The sequence below is a fragment of the Belliella alkalica genome, assembly GCF_022549785.1.
Lineage (GTDB): Bacteria > Bacteroidota > Bacteroidia > Cytophagales > Cyclobacteriaceae > Belliella > Belliella alkalica.
This window is the reverse complement of record NZ_JAKZGO010000006.1, coordinates 80,654-98,596: the sequence shown is the minus strand read 5'-3', so window position 1 is coordinate 98,596 and position 17,943 is coordinate 80,654. Positions and strand designations below refer to the sequence as shown.

Here is a 17,943-nt window from a genome sequence, read left to right as displayed (position 1 = left end):
TTGATCAAAAAACTGACTTTGGTAATTCCAAAGGAAGCTTGTACTTTTGTAAGAGCTTAGGCTTCATCCATGAATAAAATCCAAATCATATTCCACCATGCATTCAGATACGTTTGGAATGCTCTCTTTATCATAAGTTATCCTGTGTTGGCTACATTTGGGGTTCTTTTTATTGGGGTTACGTATTTGTTTTCTGCATTTTCGAAGTTGTTGACCAAGCTCAGACCTGACCAAGAATCTGTCACCATACACCAATCAGAATGGGAATCTCTGCCAAACACCAATGATTTGCTAGAAGCCAAAATTTATAAACAGATTATGTTCGGGCCAACTTGCTTTCAAATGAGAAGAAAAGACGGAATACCTTCAGTATTGCAGGATTACTATTTTGGGTCGAAGGTCAGGTTTATGGAAGATGGAATTCTATTGGAAAAATGGAACGCTACAGACTCAAAAGACTTACCGGATTTTGATATTTGTATGTATTACCCTGATGAAGATCGATTAAAATCACTAACCAATATTAAATGTTTTGATTGGCATCTGTCTGAAATTGAAGAAGAAAGTCTTTCATTCAAGTGGTTTGATGGAATTCAAGGTGGAGAAGTGAAAGTTGCGATTTAAGATGGATTTGAAAGATTTTTTGGATTCCAAAGTAGACGAGTATAATCAACCTGGCTTTATCGCACTGGATCCAATTTCCATTCCTCACAGATTTACCAAAAAGCAGGATATTGAGATAACAGCTTTTATAGCATCGATTCTGGCGTGGGGACAGCGAAAGACTATCATCAATAAATGTTTAGAGTTGTTTGAGTTGATGGATAATTCGCCATATGATTTTATGTGTAATCACTCGGATAGCGATCTAAAACCATTTTTGAATTTCAAGCATAGAACTTTCAATGATATAGATACATTGTATTTCATCGAGTTTTTTTCTTGGTATTATAAAAATCACGATAGTTTGGAAACAGCATTTCTCCAAGGCTACAGTGAAGATGTCAATGTAATGGGATTGTTATTGACCAATTTTCATGACTTTTTTTTCCAACTTCCTGAAGCGCCTCAAAGAACAAGAAAGCACATTGCTACTCCAAAGCGAAAAGCAGCTTGTAAAAGAATCAACATGTTTCTTCGCTGGATGGTAAGACAGGATAGCCAAGGAGTAGATTTTGGTATATGGAAAACTATTCAGCCAAGTCAATTGATTTGCCCATGTGATATCCACGTAGATCGAGTAGGCAGAAAGCTTGGGCTGATCACTAGAAAACAAACCGACTGGATCACAGCCACAGAACTCACACAAAAGCTTCGTGAATTTGATCCAGCCGACCCAGTCAAGTATGACTTTGCACTTTTTGGATTGGGAGTGGAAGAGAAATTTCGATTTACTTTATTAAAATCAACTCTTTCTGAGGTTCTATCAAGTATCTTGCTCCATTTGCAGTTACTACAGCTGTTTCTTCTACTGACATAGTTTTAGTGCCTCCGTTTGGTAACTTCCAAGCATGAAATCCATCGAACGCAAAAAGCATCCCTTCCTTCAATGGCTTCATTGAAGCAGGTCTTGTACTTGGGTCTGCCAGCATTCCTCCTCCCAAATTTGGTCCAATATCATGTGCAACATATCCAACTGGATGTCCAGTGCTCCACATTACATATTCAGAACCTCTCTCTGCCATCCAGTCTCTTTGGGCTTTGTCTACTTGATATCCTAGAATACCAGGCTTCATTGCTTCCAGTGCAATTCTATTCCCGCCAATAGAAGATTCAAAGTAGAACTGTACAGAGTCGGGAGCAACCTCTTCCCCATCTCTCAACACATAGGCAAATCTTTGGATGTCAGAAACCCACATGTCAAAAACTCTAATACCGAAATCAATTTGAATCACATCACCTGGCATGATTATTTTTTCTGTAGCATGGGAATGGCCTCTATCTTCTCCTGAATTTACATTTGGATTTTGGTCGGGAGACCATGCGTCAGTCACTCCATATTGCTCCATTTTCTTTTTTAGGAATTTAGCGATATCGGCATCGGTACTTTTGCCAGGAATGATTTGAGAATATGCTTCATATTGCCAATCAGAAGTTGCCTGAGCAGCTTTTGTCATGATCTCGATTTCAGCGGGGAGTTTGATAGCCAAAAATTCATAAACCAAATCATCAGATGAAACAAGTTTTTTAGCATGGTCTCCAAGCGCTTCTTCCAAGGTTTTTCTTTGAGTAAAACTTAATCCGTCAGCCAATTCATTTTCTGTTGAACTATTGACAGCGATAGCGTTGAAATTTTGTGTTTTGATAAATTCTGCTGCATGGGAAATTGCAGAAGATCCTCTTTCGACAGGGATAACTTCGTCATGGATCTTTAAATCAGCCAAAGCAGTCGCTTCTCCGATTGGTGAAAACACCGTTGATTTGAACTTTTCTTCGACTTTATGAAAAAGGAATACTGCAGTGCCACCTGCATTTTCCCCACCAACATGATGGGCAATTGGATCATTGTTGTTTTCTCTACAAATAATTACCCAAGCATCTACATTTGCAGCTTCCATTGCTTGTGGAAGGAGTTTTTGAAGCCTTTCTTTTCTGATTTCTGGCCAAGGACTAGATCCAGAAAATGGATTTTCAAAAGTTTCAGTTTCTGGTGTAGATGGCTGACAGGCATTTGCCATTAAAATAATAATCAATGCATACGGCAAGGATTTCAATACATGGAATAAATGTTTCATTTATCTTAGGGGTTATTCTTTTACTGATTCAAATTCCTAAAAATCGAGCATTGCTATAAAGCCCTTTATCTGAGGGGTCATTATATTTATGGAAGATTCTGTCTGGCAATTGAATGACAAATTAAATTCAGATGAAAATAAGCATTATAAAATCAAAAATAAAAACCCTAATTACAGTAACGGTAAGCTGTCTTTTGTTTTCCTGCCAGACAGAAGAAAAAGTCACTTTGTATTTCAACGCTGAGGTGATTACGATGGCAGAAGAAGGGGGAGTGGTAGGGGCAATGGCTGTTCAGTCTGGAGTCATTGTAGGAATTGGATCTTACGAATTGCTAAAGTCGCAATTCCCCAAGGCTTCTCAAGTTGACCTCGAGGGAAAGACAGTCATCCCGGGTATAGTTGATTCACATGTGCATGCACATGAATTTGGTCAGCAAACACTTAAAGCTAACCTTGAAGGAACCACTACTGTAGATGAAATGGTGGAGCGCTTGAGAGTGTTTTTTCCTAATCCGGCAAAAGGAGAATGGCTATTGGGATTTGGATGGGATGAGGGTGAATGGGCAAGCATTGGCTATCCAGATCGAGCTGCTTTAGATTTGGCTTTTCCTGATAATCCAGTCAAGTTACAGGCATTGCATGGGTTTGCTGGCTTCTATAATGGTAAGGCGTTAGAAATCGCGGGGATTGACAGCAGCACACCTGAGCCCGAAGTAGGGGCAATCATCAGGAGAGAAAATGGAGAACCTACTGGTGTTTTGGAAACTTCAGCTCAGCAATTAGTCAACCGCTTTGTGCCAGAAGAAACCGTGGATGATGCAAAGCGTGCGATTCTTTCAGGTTTGGAAAAATTAAAATCCAAAGGTATAGCTGCCGTCCATGAAGCTGGTGTGACGAAGACTTCACTTCAGGCTTACCAAGAATTAGACGATGCAAATTTGCTTCCAATCAGGGTTTACGGCATGCTCAATGGAAACGATGATGAAATGATGGAAGAATGGTTTGAAAAAGGCCCAGAAATGGATTTAGAGCGAAAATTTTTTGTCAAAGGAATCAAAGTATTTTATGATGGTTCCTTGGGCTCAAGGACGGCGTTGCTCTTTGCACCATATGCAGACAATCCCAAGGCGGCGAGAATGACCGAGAGGATTAGCATTTCTAAGATCAAAAATTTGGCATTTCGGGCAACAGAAAAGGAGTTTCAGCTGGCCATACACGCAATCGGAGACTTAGGTAATGATAGGATACTAGATGTATATGAAGAAGCTATTCAGAGGAAGCCTTTTGATCATCGCTGGAGGTTGGAACATGCTCAAGTGGTCTATGAAAATTTTTATTCACGAGCGTCGGATCTTGGAATATGGGTGAGTATGCAGAGTAGTCATGCAGTAGGCGATCGCAACTGGGCAGAAGATAGGCTGGGGCCTACAAGAATCAAACATGCCTATGCTTGGAGAAATATGCTTGACCATAAGGTTCCTTTCATTCTTAACTCAGATATGCCTGGTGAACCATGGGAACCTATGCAGACCTTATACTTTGGTGTGACCAGAATGGACTTGGAAGGTAACCCGCCTACGGGCTGGTATTCAACGCAGGCTTTGACGGCTGAAGAAGCACTGAGAGCCATGACCCTAGACGGAGCTAAGTCTGCGTTTATGGAAGAAATGACTGGATCTCTTGAAGTCGGGAAATTTGCAGATTTTGTGATTCTATCAGACAATCCATTGAAAGTCGAGCCGTCAAAAATTAAAGAAATTCAAGTTGAACGGATCTTTGTGCAAGGGAAATAAGTGCGCTAGCATTTACTTCAATAATTTTTCTTTAAATTCGGACTTGAAAAAAATATGAACACATGAAAAAATCAAATGCTTGGATGATTGCCATTTTGATGGCTGGATCAATGACCTTTTATGGTTGCGGTGGAGAGAATAAATCAGAAGAGGAAGAAACAAATACTGAAATGGAAGAGCTTGCCCCGGTACAAGAGCGTGCTAGTCCATTGAGGACTACCGAAGGTACAGTTGGTGACAATGTGAAAGTTAAAGTCCAATATGGAGCTCCTTCAGTAAAAGGAAGAGTCATTTGGGGTGATTTGGAACCTTACAATGAAGTATGGAGAACTGGCGCAAATGAGGCGACTTTTGTTGAGTTTGATTCAGATGTTACTGTTGAAGGGTCTGTACTTCCTGCTGGAAGATATTCTCTATTCACAATTCCCAAAGAATCTGGAAAATGGACAGTTATTTTCAATTCTGAGTGGGATTTGGAACATGGACATTTTCAATATAAAGAAGAAAACGATGTGTTGAGAGTTGAATCTACCCCTACTTGGGCAGAAGAAAGTCAAGAGCAAATGACAATTGCTGTAGAATCTCCAGGCATAGTTGTGAAATGGGAGAAATTAGTTCTACCGATTGTGGTTGGATAAAGTGAAATAGTTATTGGTTAATTGAGTGACTTGGTTAGCTAGTATGGAATTCTGATAATTTACTTGTAAAAAGTAGTCTTATCAAAAATAAATAAAAAAGGAAGATCTTCAAGAGGTCTTCCCTTTTTTTAGACCTGGCAGGTTTTGAAAACCTGTCAGGTCTTTTACTTTTCGTATGTTACCTAGATTTTTCTAAAGCGTTCTCGACATCTTTGATGATGTCTTCTTGATGTTCCAAACCTACAGATAATCGGATAAGACCGTCTGAAATCCCGACTTGAGCTCTTTCTTCTTCACTTAGCTTGCTATGAGTAGTAGAAGCAGGATGGGTGATAATACTTCTACTGTCCCCAAGATTGGCTGTCACAGATATCATTTGAAGTTGATCAATAAACCTTTGTGCCCTTTCGATTCCACCTTTTAGGTTCAAAGTGATGATTCCACCACCATGTTTCATTTGTTTTTTTGCCAAATTATATTGTGGATGAGAAGCAAGAAAGGGATATTTTACAAATTCCAAATCCCTACTTTCTTGAAAATATCTCGCTACTGTCAGTGCATTTTCACAATGCCTATCCATTCTTACTGCTAATGTTTCCATGCTTTTCGCCAAAATCCATGCGTTGAACGGGGAAATTGAAGGGCCTGTATGTCTTGTGAAGAATTGTACTTCTTTGATCAATTCACTTTTTCCTAATATCAATCCACCCAAAACTCTTCCCTGTCCATCAATGTATTTTGTGGCAGAATGCGTCACGATATGTGCTCCCCATTTGGCAGGTTGTTGTAAGTAAGGTGTTGCAAAGCAATTATCGACAACCAAAATTAAATTATGGGCTGCTGCAAATTTACCTACCCATTCCAAATCTATAATCTCTAACCCTGGATTTGAAGGAGTTTCAATAAAGAGCATTTTAGTGTTTGGCTGAATCAGTTTTTCCCAGTTTTCAATGTCAGAGATGTCGCCGTAAGTTGAAGTAATTCCCCATTTTGGAAAAACTCTAGTCAGAAGTTGATGAGTAGAACCAAACAAAGACCTTGAAGCCAAAATGTGATCGCATTGCTGCAGGAGCGAAGCAATGCTGCCAAACATCGCCGCCATTCCAGAAGCTGTGGCTATACCGTCTTCAGTTCCTTCGGCTGCACAGACTTTGTCTAGTAGCTCAGAAGAGTTTGGGTTTGCATAGCGGGAATAGATATTTCCTTGGATTTCCTCAGCAAACATAGCCCTTGCTTCTTCAGCAGTGTCAAATGTAAAACTTGATGTAAGATATAAAGGAGCCGAGTGTTCTCTTTGGTTAGACTTTGAAGAACCTATTCTGATGGCATCTGTTTCGAAGTGAGACATGGTATATTAGTTAACTGTGAATTAGTTATGAATGAATAGGGTAAGAAACTTGAAGATAGATACTTCTAAAATAACTTAGAAATATGAAAGCAATACAGTGGAAATACTGATTGAAAATAGGGAGACATAGTAGATCTATATTTACATTTTTAAAAATGTAAGTGAACCTTAAAGAATACAAAGACTGATTAGAAATATACATAACATCTAATTTATAGTTCCCATTTTGGGCAGGTTTTGGCACCTTTCATATTGGGTATGATGGTTGCCAGAGGGTCATCGAGCCTGTTCTCTCACCTCTTCTTTATAAATCAATAAACTGAAGTAATTGCAAAGTAAAGTTCAAATTCCCGAAAATCAAAAAAAAGCAATAGCTGATTTTCACTTAATTTTTTATTTTAGAAAGTAGATTTAGGATTGGGTTGGTTCTTGCAGATCCTCCCTTAAGTGAGGTAGGTACACGAATTTTATTCTGCCACAGATAAATAGTGGGTTGATTTTAAATTTCAGATGGTAGATTTATGATTTGCGGAACTGTCCCTGATTTCGAAGATGAAACATTTTTAAATCTAAAATCTAAAACCTAAGATCTAAAATCTAAAACTCCTTTAATCATTAAACTGAGTCATTGTCATGTTGATTCCTATCGTTGCAAAAGAGATAATCATATCTACTGCTTTATCCATAAAAATTGGAAGTTCCTCGATTTCTTTTGGAGTCCATCTTCCCAATACATAATCTACTTGTCTTCCTTTTGGAAAATCATCACCAATTCCAAATTTCAATCTTGGGTAATCTTGTCCACCTGTCAATTCCTCAATATTTTTTAACCCATTATGTCCTGCTGCAGAGCCTTTTCCACGCATTCTTAATTTTCCGAAGGGTAATGCAACATCATCTACAATGACTAGGATATTTTCTTTTGGGATACCTAATTCTTTCATCCAATAGTTCACAGCTTTTCCGCTGAGATTCATGTAGGTGGTTGGTTTGATTAAGTTGAATTGGCGCCCTTTGTATTTGAACTCTGTTGTAAAAGCGAGGCGACCACTTTTCCATGTAGCTCCTTGCTTATCAGCCAACCTATCCAATGTTAGAAATCCTACGTTATGACGGGTCAATTCATATTCAGGGCCTATGTTGCCCAATCCAATGATCAAATATTTCATCTATAATAAACTTAATTCTAATACTAAACCTGACAGTTTGGTTTGAAAATATTGAGACAAAAATAAAAAATCCTGCTCGTGAACAAGCAGGATTTTCAAATATTGTAATAAGTTGATCTTATTCAGCTTTTTTACCTCTAAGTGCTCTAGGGATACCGATGGTAGCGATAGACACGTTAGGGCTTGTTAAGATTTCAAAACCTTCTACAGAAAGTTCACTTACTTTTACAGACTTACCCAAATCAAGGTGAGAAATATCAACAGGGATTCTGTCAGGTAGGTTAGAAGCGAAGCCTTTTACTTTCAAAGTTCTAGCTTTCATTTCCAATTTACCACCTTTGATGATACCAGGAGAAGTTCCTTTGATCTCAACAGGGATATCCATTTTGATTTCTTTGTTTTCTGTGTATGCCAAGAAATCAGCATGAAGTAAAACTTCACTTACTGGGTGGAATTGTGCATCTCTAAGAATTGCTTTTACGATTGTTCCTTCGATGTTCAAATCTACCATGTGAACGTCTGGAGTGTAGATCAAGTCTCTGAAAAGGATGGCAGGCGAATAGAAGTGAATTTGTTCCTTGATACCTGGACCGTAGACTACGCATGGTACATTACCTTCCTCACGGATTTGGTTCAACTCTCCTTTTTCGAGATTTGCTCTTTTAAACCCTATAATCTCTAAAGATTTCATAAATTTTAAAATTGATTGTTTATAAATAATTAAGTAATAATTCTTAGATAAATAATGCTGATATAGAGGTGTTTCCAGTCACTGCATGAATTGCCTTGGCAAACAAATCCGAAACGGTAATCACCCTTATTTTTTCAGAAGATTGTTTCACCGGTATTGTATCAGTGATTACTAGTTCTTGAAGCACAGAGTTTTCGATGTTTTCGTAAGCTTTTCCAGATAATACACCATGAGTAGCGATTGCCCTTACAGACAAAGCTCCTTTGTCCATGATGATTTGAGCTGCTTTGCAAAGCGTGCCTGCGGTATCCACTAAATCATCGACCAATACGACGTCTTTTCCTTCAACATCACCAATTACCTGCATTGAGGCTACTTCATTGGCTCTCTTTCTGTGCTTATCACAGACCACCATTTCTACTTCAAAATGCTTCGCATAAGACCTGGCTCTTGCTACACCTCCTACATCAGGAGCTGCAAAAATAAGGTTTTTTGTATCAAGCCTTTCCAAATAGGGCACAAAGATAGCTGAACCATTTAAATGATCCAAAGGTAAATCAAAAAATCCCTGAATTTGTCCTGCATGTAGATCGCATGTCATAATTCTGTCTGCACCAGCAGATGTCAATATGTTGGCTACAAGCTTGGCAGCTATCGACACTCTCGGACGATCTTTACGATCTTGCCTAGCGTATCCGTAATAAGGAATCACTGCACAGACTTTGTATGCACTAGCCCTTTTGGCGGCATCGATCATCAAGCAAAGTTCTAATAGATTATCTGCACTTGGATTTGTAGATTGAATCAAAAATACCGTGCAACCTCTCACAGATTCATTGAAGCTAGGTGACATTTCACCATCGCTAAATTTGGACATCGTCAAGTCACCAAGTTTTTTGCCATAGTGCTTTGCGATTTTTTCTGCTAATTGTTTGCTGTTGGTTCCGGAGAAGAGTTTGACCTCAGACATGTTTTAAGAAGGTTTTTGGAATGGATCTAAATGATTATGATACCTGTAAAGGTAATGATTTTTGTAAGCTTTAGGAAAGAAGTGTCTTTCTATGTATTTATTAATTTGATTCAACTTTTTGATAAACAAGTACTTGGTTTTTAATTTTTCCAATTATATCATACTTGTCGAGGGTAAGGCAAAAATCTATATCATCTTCGATATTGTGGTTTTGAAGACGCTTTGCATGGGAGGCTTGGGAAAGGAATCCTTTTAGGTTTGATTGATTTGCTTCATAAAGTGCTTTCATCGCAATGGCACCATCACAATCAAACTCGAATTTTTCAGATAGTAAACTTACCAATGCTCCTGCGTACAAAGAATCTTCAAGATTGAATTTGCCTTTCCAGCCCGCACAATGTATCAGGACATCGTTTTCTTTTGATTTCAAGTAATCAGCTGTAGCCCTTAGGTTGACAAAAGCACCTATTAGTACTTCCGCCGAATTTTTCTTGGATTTTTCGATTGCTACTGTCCCATTTGTGGTGGTCATGGCTATCTTTTTTTCCGAATATGCATTGTTGAGATAGGAAAGAGGAGAATTTCCCAATTCAAAACCTTCTGCTATTACTCCATTTCTTTCTCCAGCGATAATGTATCCAGATTTGGACATTTCTCTACAAATCTCTAAATTCTCTACGGGAGTAATGCTTTCTACACCATTCGCCAAAGCAGCCATCATAGTAGTCGTAGCACGGAAAATATCCACTACCACTATTATTTTCCCATCAAGTTGATGGAGATGTATCAATTCCGGAGTAAAGCAAACTTCAATTTTTTTTGTCATTTCTATAAATGAAAAAACCCGCAAAAGCCAAAGTTAGCTCTTGCGGGTCAGATATTATTTTTTGAGTAGTGGAAGTTTTTCGACTTTTGCAGCCAAATTTTTATTTCTCACCGTTATGGCGATTTCTGTTCCAGGGGTAGCGTATTCAGTTTTTACATATCCCATGCCAATACCAATGCCCATTGATGGGGACTGGGTTCCAGAAGTCACCTCTCCAATTACTTCCCCTGATGTATTTACGATAGGATAATGGCCTCTAGGAATTCCTCTTTCTTGCAAAGTAAATCCGACAAGTTTTTTGTCCACTCCAGCTTCTTTCTGTTTTTTGAGATTTTCGCTGTTGATGAAATCTTTGGTGAACTTTGTAATCCAGCCAAGACCTGCTTCGAGTGGAGAGGTTTCATCATTGATATCATTTCCATAAAGACAATAGCCCATCTCTAGTCTCAAAGTATCTCTGGCACCAAGTCCAATTGGTTTGATATTCAGATCCTTTCCTGCTTCAAACACTGCCTTCCAAACCTTTTCTGCATCCTCATTTTTGACATATATCTCAAATCCTCCTGCACCAGTATAGCCAGTTCCTGAGATGATTACATCTTGCACACCTGCAAACTCACCAACTGTAAAGTGGTAGAATTTTACTTCCGAAAGATTGACTGGGGTTAAAGATTGAACAGCTTCTATAGCTTTTGGGCCTTGTATAGCAAAAAGTGAAAGGGTATCGGAAATATTTTTCAATTCAGCTCCCATGGTGTTATGCTGATTGATCCATGCCCAGTCCTTTTCGATGTTTGAAGCATTTACTACCAGCATGTATTTTTCTTCTTCAAATTTGTAAACAATCAAATCGTCCACAATACCTCCCTTTTCATTTGGGAAACAAGAATATTGAGCTTGTCCGATTACCAATTTACTGGCATCATTTGAAGTGACTTTTTGGATCAAATCTAGCGCTTTTGGTCCTGTGACCATAAACTCACCCATGTGGGAAACATCAAAAACACCTACCCCTTCACGGACTGTCTTATGCTCTTCGATATCCGAAGAATAACGTACGGGCATATTATAACCTGCAAAAGGGACCATTTTTCCTCCAAGAGCTACGTGGAGGTCATTAAGTTGGATTTTTTTGATATTATCTTCCATAAGGGTTTATTTCTTGAGGAGGCAAAGGTAATCCATAAACATGGATTACAAAAAACAGAATCCTTCTTTCTTCAACATATTTTGTTTAGTTTGGAAACTCAAAACAGAACTTGATGAGTATCCACAATGTTGGTCGTTGGCTCTAAAGAGGTTTTATGTGTCTCGTCACCAGACAACTGTCAATAGCCAACAGAACCTCAGATGGTTTATCAAACATTCTATTGAATCGCTACATGCAATAAGGCGTATACACAAGCAGAACTATATAGATGAAAAGATTAAGTAGAGTTGTTTTTTCTGGATTGATAATTTGGTTATTGATTTTGAGTTTTATTTTTCGAAATGAAACTATTGATTTTCAATTGTATGATACCTATTATGTCATTGGGGTTTCTTTTGCTTTGCTAACCTTTGCCGGACTGACACTGCTTCTTGGGTTGATCCTAGAACTGCAAAAAAGCCAAAAATCAAAGTCTTCCCCAAATAAATTAGTCAGTTTTTGGGTATTGGTTTCTTTAGCTTTTTGGCTTCTTAATTGTACTGATAATAAGTGTACTGTTCAACAATTTAATGAAGAGGTTTCCATAACTGGAGATTGTATCAAAGACATCAGCATTTTTAGTAATGGCAATGTTAATTTGTTGGTAGTTGATTCTCTTTTAATAGTTCAAAAAGGGAGTGGAAAAGTTTTGAGTATATACAATACTAATAACTTTCAGCTCATAGCTGAATATGGTGCTATAGGCAATGGAGATTTGGAATTTTCAGCTCCTCATTTATTAAAGAGCTATTCTAGATCCTTGGTTGATAAATCTCCAATCTTACATGTTTATGATTTTGACCGAAGGATGATTAATAAGATAAATCTTCATGGCTTGATTGTAGGCAGGGCTGATTTTCACGAACAAAAGGCTATCGAAGATAGAAGTAATTATTACTTGAATTTTTATTTTAGTTCAGATGAATACTATGTTGGAGTATTAGAGGGAAAAGAGAAATTTATTTTATTTGATAGAAAAAATAAGTCTGAAATAGGTTTTGATTATACTCCACCATTAGATATCGAAATTGAATCAAGTTGGCTTTATTCTGTATACAGACCTGCTATCTCAGTGAATGAAAAGGAACAAAAGATAGCTGTAGCATCGATTTTGATTCCTAATCTCGAGATTTGGGATTTTAGTCAGCGAAACATAGCATCTGTAAACTTTGACAGTATTGATTCTTTGAAATATGCTTTGACTGAGTATCAAAAATCAGGAGAATTTGATTCGAAGCATTTTATTGTCGATATAGATTCAAATGAGGACTATATTATCGGGCTTAATTATAACAATTCATCTACTGCCATCTATAAACATTACAATCATCAAGATTTGAATTTTTTGCAGTTCGATTGGGATGGCAATCTACTGAAGAAATTTATCCTTGCAGACAACAAATTCGTAGAATCCTTCGCTGTTGATTTTACTAACAAAAAAGTATATTGTTATCTGCCCCATGAGAAAGAGCATAATCTTTATGTTTATGACTTAAATTAATATGTATCTCCGCAATGTTTGACTTAGAGCTAAAACTGACCTTATTTGTAGTGGATACATGTTTACAGACAACACTAGTGTGCCGCGGCGTAGGCTACAGCATTCAAAATATTCATCTGGCAATTTAATGTTTGCCTAGGTGCAAGATTAGGGAGAACCATTTAAAATAAAAGCCTTTCCGAATTTGTCGCAAAGGCTTTTATTTTACTCAACTTAGTTAAATGCTTATACTGAGAAACTTTCTCCACATCCACAGGTTCTTGAAGCGTTTGGGTTTACAAATTGGAAACCTTTGCCATTTAGACCATCAGAAAACTCCAGAACTGTGCCTGCTAGGTATAATAAACTTTTGCGATCTACCAGAATCTTGATGCCTTTGTCTTCGAATACATGGTCAGTTTCTACTAAGCTAGCGTCAAAACCTAGGTCATACATCAAGCCTGAGCATCCACCACCTTTTACAGAAACTCTTATATTTTCATTTTCAGATCGGCCTTCTTCTTTTCTAAGCTCCAAGATTCTTTCTTTTGCCTTTTCAGAAACTACTATCATATCATTTATATTTTCAGATTTCACAAATCATTTGCAAAACAACCTTCATTCTGAAATGATTCATATACAAATATACTTTTGTAATAATAAAGTAACAAATTCAGTTTTTTATTAGAACTTTATTCAGTTTTAGCTAGCTTAGAAATGTAGAAATTTTTTGTGTATATAATTAGTGACTTTTTGAGTTGTTTTGTGTCTCAACTACTAATATGAAAGAAAAAGTAGATTTACTTCTTTTAACAGATGAGGAATTGGCCTACGGGGTAGGTAAAGATCGTAATGTTAAATTTTTTGAGGAGCTCTATAACAGGTTTTCAAAGAGGGTGTATAACAAATGTCTAAGTTTTGTCAAACAACCAGAAATGGCGGAAGATTTGGCCCATGATGTTTTTTTACAGTTGTTTGTCACCATTAGGCAGTTTAAAGGGAAATCAAAATTTTCAACTTGGTTATATAGCTTAACATACAACTATTGCGTAAATCATCTAAATAGAGATAAGAATGCCAAGATGTTACGTGAATCATCCAAAGTAGATGAGTTATCAGAAATAGAAGATGATGATAATGATCATCTTCTTTGGGAATTGGAATCGAAAAAGTTAGATATGGCACTTCAGAGGGTCACCTATGAAGAGAAAATGATTTTATTGTTGAAATATCAAGATGACACTTCGATCAAGGAGCTACAGGAAGTGCTTGGCGTTGGTCAAAGTGCAGTAAAGATGCGATTAAGCAGAGCAAAAATGAATCTGTTGAGATCTTATAAAGAAATTGAAAATGAATACTAAAAATCCATTCAAAAATCTTGACGCGAGGCTGGAGGAAGTCCCTGTTGGATTAAAGGAAAAAGTAATGTCTGATGTTTCGAAAGCAAAACTGCTTTTAGAATTATCGGATTTATTTACAGATGCATTTCCAGTGTCTATAAATGATCTTTTCAAAAATAAACCTAAGCATTAATTAAAAATAAAAGAAAAGAATTATGAAGACTATTACAAATTGGGCAGAAGTGACGATGAATGCATTTCTGAAAATGGGAGAGCAATTGAGTTCAAACTTATTAAGCTTGTTTGGGGCGGTTGTGATTTTAGTTTTGGGTTGGTTGATCACTAAGTTGCTCTCTTTTTTGCTAAAGAAAATCCTTAAGACAAGTAGGGTAGATGATTTGTCTGAAAGAATCAAAGATGCAAAGCTGTTTGGAGAAGTTGGAGTTGAATTCAAGTTGTCGTCTGTCATCGTTGCATTTGTAAGGTGGATTTTATACTTAGTATTTCTAACTGTAGCTGCCGATATATTAGGATGGACTATCATATCAAATGAAATAAGTAGTTTAGTGACTTATTTACCTAAGTTATTTAGTGCGATAGCGCTATTTGTGATCGGTCTTTATATAGCCAATTTTATTAAAAAAGCTCTTAAAGGATTTCTTGAAGCACTTTCAATTGCAGGAAGTTCTTTAATTAGCGGTTTTGTCTTTTTTGTCATACTGATTATTTTTTCTGTAACAGCACTTAATCAAGCAAATATTGACACTTCGGCCATTACCAATAATCTAGTGATAATTTTGGCTGGATTGGTGTTGATTTTTGTTATCTCACTTGGGGTGGGATCAATTGATGTAGTACAAAAAATCCTCTACACATACTATGTAAGAAGAAATGTGGAAGTAGGAGATAGGATTATTTATAAAGGAATAGAAGGAGTTGTCGAGTCAATTGGAAATCTTATGATCTCAATTAAAAATGAAGAAGGTATATTTTCAATTCCAATCAAAGAATTCATAAATGAGACAACCATAAAAAAGTAGTTTCTAGCTTGTTTTTTCAAGTTAGAAAAAATAAATCACACTGATTTTCAGCTTTGAGTAGAAAAATAATGAAAAAAAAGTGACCCATAAATGACCAACGTGTCTTATTGAATAGGAGAAACTATTTCAATTTGTGGAAAGAATTATTATTCAGTCGATAAAGAAGATTAATTGGATTTCCAATTTTTGGACTCTGTATGATTACAGGGAACTATTACATTTGTTTGAGTTTCCAAATCCAGAGAAGATTAGAGATGTTGATTTGTTAGATAGTATCAAACTAGCGATAAGTTGGAATGACCCATCAAAAAGTGCTGAGATAGTATTGAAGTATAAGTTTGGTGGGATTCTAAAAGAAGATGAAATCAAACACTATATATATGTCCTGCTGAATGGGGATGATAGTCAATGGGGACCACTTTACATTACGATGTTTTGCGTGAACCAATTACTAAGATCTGCTTATAATGGTTGTCTTCAGGATAAAAGATTAGTTCAAATTATTTTCTATCACAAAGGAGGAGTGTTATATGATAAAAAAGTTTTGTTTGAAAATATTGTAAAACATTTAAAAAGTCCAAATTTTCAAAATAGATCTAACTTGTATTTAAATAACATGGAAACGATAAAATTTGATTTGCTGACTTTAGAATCATCATTTGAAGAGTTTCAGGAGTATAGTGTTTTATCTCCATCATTTGTAGTTTTCAATACAATTCAGCAAGCTTAATGATGATTTAATGAATTCGAATTTTTTTCTAAAGAGTTGTCTGTATAGCTTTTCAAACCATACGATAGCTTTATAATAAATTTTTTCATTTTTTTTATTCAAAAAAGTGACCTCTCTAAAAAAGTTGTGTCTTATTTATTGAAAGAAAATTTGGATAGTAGATTAAAGAAATTGAAATATTGAAGATGTGTTTTTTTTTATTTCTAAGGGACGACTGCTGGTGGAGTCATTTTTTAATTTTTCCCTTAGTGATTGTAATGTTTTATCCAAAAACTTAATATTCATTTTTACCAAACTCTATTTTTTTTGGCATATAAATAATATTCAAGAATAGACATTGACCTGATGAATCATTCAACATTATGAGTTTCATATGGAGAAATAATACAATTCTTTTGGATGATAATTTAATGTTCCTCGTATAGTTTGTGTTATTTTTGAAATGGCAAATAAAAATTGAAATGAGGAAAATTGAACATTTAGGAATTGCGGTTAAAGATTTAAGTAAATCAAATGAACTGTTTAAAAAGCTGTTGGGGAAATCAAATTATAAAGAAGAGGAAGTTTCCGGTGAAGGTGTACTCACATCATTTTTTCAGGTAGGGGATACAAAGATAGAGCTTTTGGAAGCAACACGTGATGACAGTCCCATAGCGAAGTATTTAGAGAAAAAATCTGAAGGAATCCATCACATAGCCTTTGACGTGGAAGATATTTATGCAGAAGTAGAACGACTCAAGGCTGAAGGTTTTGAAATCTTGAATGAAACTCCAAAATCAGGTGCGGACAATAAATTAGTTGTATTTTTGCATCCCAAATCTACTAATGGAGTTTTGGTAGAATTGTGTCAGGAAAAAAACAATTGATATGGAAGATAATAAAAGAACAGAAATAGGTGAATTGGGTGAGTTTGGCTTGATTGACCATTTGAATAAAAGTATCAAAATCAAAAACACGTCAACTTTCAAGGGAATTGGAGATGATGCAGCTGTCATCGAAGCTGGCGATCATGTGAAGGTAGTAACTACAGATTTGTTGCTAGAGGGTGTACATTTTGATTTGGCTTATGCACCACTTCAGCATGTAGGATTCAAAGCCGTCGCCGTCAATGTATCTGACATAGCAGCGATGAATGCAATTCCAAAACAAATTACTGTCAGTATTGCCTTATCCAATCGTTTTTCCGTAGAGGCTGTCGATGCTTTGTACTCAGGTATCAATGCCGCATCAGAGCATTATAATGTCGATGTGGTTGGTGGAGATACTACTGCTTCTAGGTCAGGCTTGGTTATTTCGATCACAGCTATAGGTGAAGCAAAAAAAGAAGAGCTATCATATCGGTCAGGAGCCAAGACCAATGATATCATCTGTGCCACTGGCGATTTGGGTGGTGCATTGGTAGGATTGCAGATCTTGGAAAGGGAGAAACAGGTTTTTATGGCAAATCCTGATATGAAACCTGATTTGGATAAATACACTTTTGTGACAGCCCGTCAGTTGAAGCCAGATGCTAGGATGGATATCATTCATGAATTGCGAGAATTGGGAGTAGTTCCTACGAGTATGTTGGATATTTCCGATGGACTAGCTTCTGAGCTTTTTCATATCTGCAAAGCATCTAATGTTGGCGTGACGATCTATGAAGATAAGTTGCCAATCGACAAGCAAACTTATGATACAGCCGTGGAGCTTGGACTTGATCCGATTACTTGTGTATTGAATGGAGGAGAAGATTATGAATTGCTGTTTACGATAGATCAAAAGGATTTTGAAAAATTGGAAAAGCATGCAGACATCCACTTTATCGGACACACAACCAAGCCAGACAATGGCAAAAATCTAGTCACCAAGAGCGGTACAGTTGTAGAATTAAAGGCTCAAGGTTGGAAGCATTTTTAATTTATTTTCAATATTAAAGGGAGCGAAATATTCCCTTTAATATTGAAAATAGTTGGTTTTTTCTTTATTTTTAGATGTAATCAACTTTTAACTAT

The 17,943-nt window shown here is 36.6% G+C and carries 19 protein-coding genes and 1 riboswitch; of the genes, 11 read left to right on the top strand and 8 right to left on the bottom strand.

Annotation, left to right across the window (positions count from 1 at the left end; genetic code table 11):
* Nucleotides 1-69: 69 nt before the first annotated feature.
* Together MM213_RS09020 and MM213_RS09015 are read left to right on the top strand one after the other, a co-directional pair.
* The gene (locus tag MM213_RS09020) at nt 70-624 is read left to right on the top strand and encodes a hypothetical protein (RefSeq protein WP_241411536.1); all 555 of its coding nucleotides are present in this window, start codon (nt 70-72) and stop codon (nt 622-624) included.
* A 1-nt stretch (nt 625) separates the two neighbouring features.
* Entirely contained in the window at nt 626-1,480 is an 855-nt protein-coding gene (locus MM213_RS09015; RefSeq protein WP_241411534.1) for a TIGR02757 family protein, read from the top strand.
* Here the strand turns inward: MM213_RS09015 and MM213_RS09010 are convergent.
* Nucleotides 1,392-2,735, bottom strand: a complete 1,344-nt coding sequence (locus MM213_RS09010; RefSeq protein WP_241411533.1) for a M24 family metallopeptidase — start codon at nt 2,733-2,735, stop codon at nt 1,392-1,394. The two genes, MM213_RS09015 and MM213_RS09010, sit on opposite strands and share 89 nt — an antisense overlap.
* Before the next feature lie 131 nt (nt 2,736-2,866).
* Here MM213_RS09010 and MM213_RS09005 point away from each other — a divergent pair, with 131 nt between their 5' ends.
* Together MM213_RS09005 and MM213_RS09000 are read left to right on the top strand one after the other, a co-directional pair.
* Complete coding sequence (locus MM213_RS09005) at nt 2,867-4,528, top strand: amidohydrolase (protein ID WP_241411532.1); 1,662 nt, start codon at nt 2,867-2,869, stop codon at nt 4,526-4,528.
* Between the two features lie 62 nt (nt 4,529-4,590).
* Complete coding sequence (locus tag MM213_RS09000) at nt 4,591-5,166, top strand: DUF2911 domain-containing protein (RefSeq protein WP_241411530.1); 576 nt, start codon at nt 4,591-4,593, stop codon at nt 5,164-5,166.
* A 178-nt stretch (nt 5,167-5,344) separates the two neighbouring features.
* Here the strand turns inward: MM213_RS09000 and MM213_RS08995 are convergent, their stop codons facing one another.
* The 6 genes from MM213_RS08995 to gcvT all read right to left on the bottom strand — a co-directional run bounded on the left by MM213_RS08995 (nt 5,345) and on the right by gcvT (nt 11,319).
* Entirely contained in the window at nt 5,345-6,514 is a 1,170-nt protein-coding gene (locus MM213_RS08995) for a trans-sulfuration enzyme family protein (RefSeq protein WP_241411528.1), read from the bottom strand.
* Between the two features lie 209 nt (nt 6,515-6,723).
* Nucleotides 6,724-6,827, bottom strand: a riboswitch (SAM riboswitch).
* 295 nt (nt 6,828-7,122) lie between these two features.
* On the bottom strand, nt 7,123-7,683 hold the full coding sequence (gene pth, locus MM213_RS08990; RefSeq protein WP_241411525.1) for an aminoacyl-tRNA hydrolase: 561 nt from the start codon (nt 7,681-7,683) through the stop codon (nt 7,123-7,125).
* A gap of 118 nt (nt 7,684-7,801) precedes the next feature.
* Entirely contained in the window at nt 7,802-8,374 is a 573-nt protein-coding gene (locus tag MM213_RS08985; RefSeq protein ID WP_241411523.1) for a 50S ribosomal protein L25/general stress protein Ctc, read from the bottom strand.
* A 43-nt stretch (nt 8,375-8,417) separates the two neighbouring features.
* Nucleotides 8,418-9,344, bottom strand: coding sequence for a ribose-phosphate pyrophosphokinase (locus MM213_RS08980; RefSeq protein ID WP_241411521.1), 927 nt, complete (start codon nt 9,342-9,344; stop codon nt 8,418-8,420).
* A 100-nt stretch (nt 9,345-9,444) separates the two neighbouring features.
* On the bottom strand, nt 9,445-10,170 hold the full coding sequence (locus MM213_RS08975) for a 2-phosphosulfolactate phosphatase (RefSeq protein ID WP_241411519.1): 726 nt from the start codon (nt 10,168-10,170) through the stop codon (nt 9,445-9,447).
* A gap of 54 nt (nt 10,171-10,224) precedes the next feature.
* On the bottom strand, nt 10,225-11,319 hold the full coding sequence (gene gcvT / locus MM213_RS08970) for a glycine cleavage system aminomethyltransferase GcvT (protein WP_241411517.1): 1,095 nt from the start codon (nt 11,317-11,319) through the stop codon (nt 10,225-10,227).
* 269 nt (nt 11,320-11,588) lie between these two features.
* Between gcvT and MM213_RS08965 the strand changes: the two genes are divergently transcribed.
* Nucleotides 11,589-12,860, top strand: coding sequence for a hypothetical protein (locus MM213_RS08965; protein ID WP_241411515.1), 1,272 nt, complete (start codon nt 11,589-11,591; stop codon nt 12,858-12,860).
* 225 nt (nt 12,861-13,085) lie between these two features.
* On the opposite strand, the gene MM213_RS08960 is transcribed toward MM213_RS08965, so the two are convergent.
* On the bottom strand, nt 13,086-13,412 hold the full coding sequence (locus tag MM213_RS08960; RefSeq protein ID WP_241411513.1) for a HesB/IscA family protein: 327 nt from the start codon (nt 13,410-13,412) through the stop codon (nt 13,086-13,088).
* Nucleotides 13,413-13,621: 209 nt separating this feature from the next.
* Between MM213_RS08960 and MM213_RS08955 the strand changes: the two genes are divergently transcribed.
* The 6 genes from MM213_RS08955 (at nt 13,622) to thiL (ending at nt 17,848) form a co-directional block, all read left to right on the top strand.
* Nucleotides 13,622-14,200 (top strand): RNA polymerase sigma factor, encoded by a 579-nt coding sequence (locus MM213_RS08955; protein ID WP_241411511.1) that lies wholly within the window; start codon nt 13,622-13,624, stop codon nt 14,198-14,200.
* A complete protein-coding gene (locus tag MM213_RS08950) occupies nt 14,190-14,372 on the top strand; it encodes a hypothetical protein (RefSeq protein WP_241411509.1) in 183 nt (60 codons plus the stop codon). The genes MM213_RS08955 and MM213_RS08950 overlap by 11 nt, the downstream gene beginning before the upstream one ends.
* A gap of 22 nt (nt 14,373-14,394) precedes the next feature.
* Nucleotides 14,395-15,219, top strand: coding sequence for a mechanosensitive ion channel family protein (locus MM213_RS08945; RefSeq protein ID WP_241411507.1), 825 nt, complete (start codon nt 14,395-14,397; stop codon nt 15,217-15,219).
* A 133-nt stretch (nt 15,220-15,352) separates the two neighbouring features.
* Nucleotides 15,353-15,949, top strand: coding sequence for a hypothetical protein (locus MM213_RS08940; RefSeq protein ID WP_241411505.1), 597 nt, complete (start codon nt 15,353-15,355; stop codon nt 15,947-15,949).
* A 461-nt stretch (nt 15,950-16,410) separates the two neighbouring features.
* The gene (gene mce / locus MM213_RS08935; protein WP_241411503.1) at nt 16,411-16,815 is read left to right on the top strand and encodes a methylmalonyl-CoA epimerase; all 405 of its coding nucleotides are present in this window, start codon (nt 16,411-16,413) and stop codon (nt 16,813-16,815) included.
* Between the two features lies 1 nt (nt 16,816).
* On the top strand, nt 16,817-17,848 hold the full coding sequence (gene thiL / locus MM213_RS08930; RefSeq protein ID WP_241411501.1) for a thiamine-phosphate kinase: 1,032 nt from the start codon (nt 16,817-16,819) through the stop codon (nt 17,846-17,848).
* Nucleotides 17,849-17,943 lie beyond the last annotated feature (95 nt).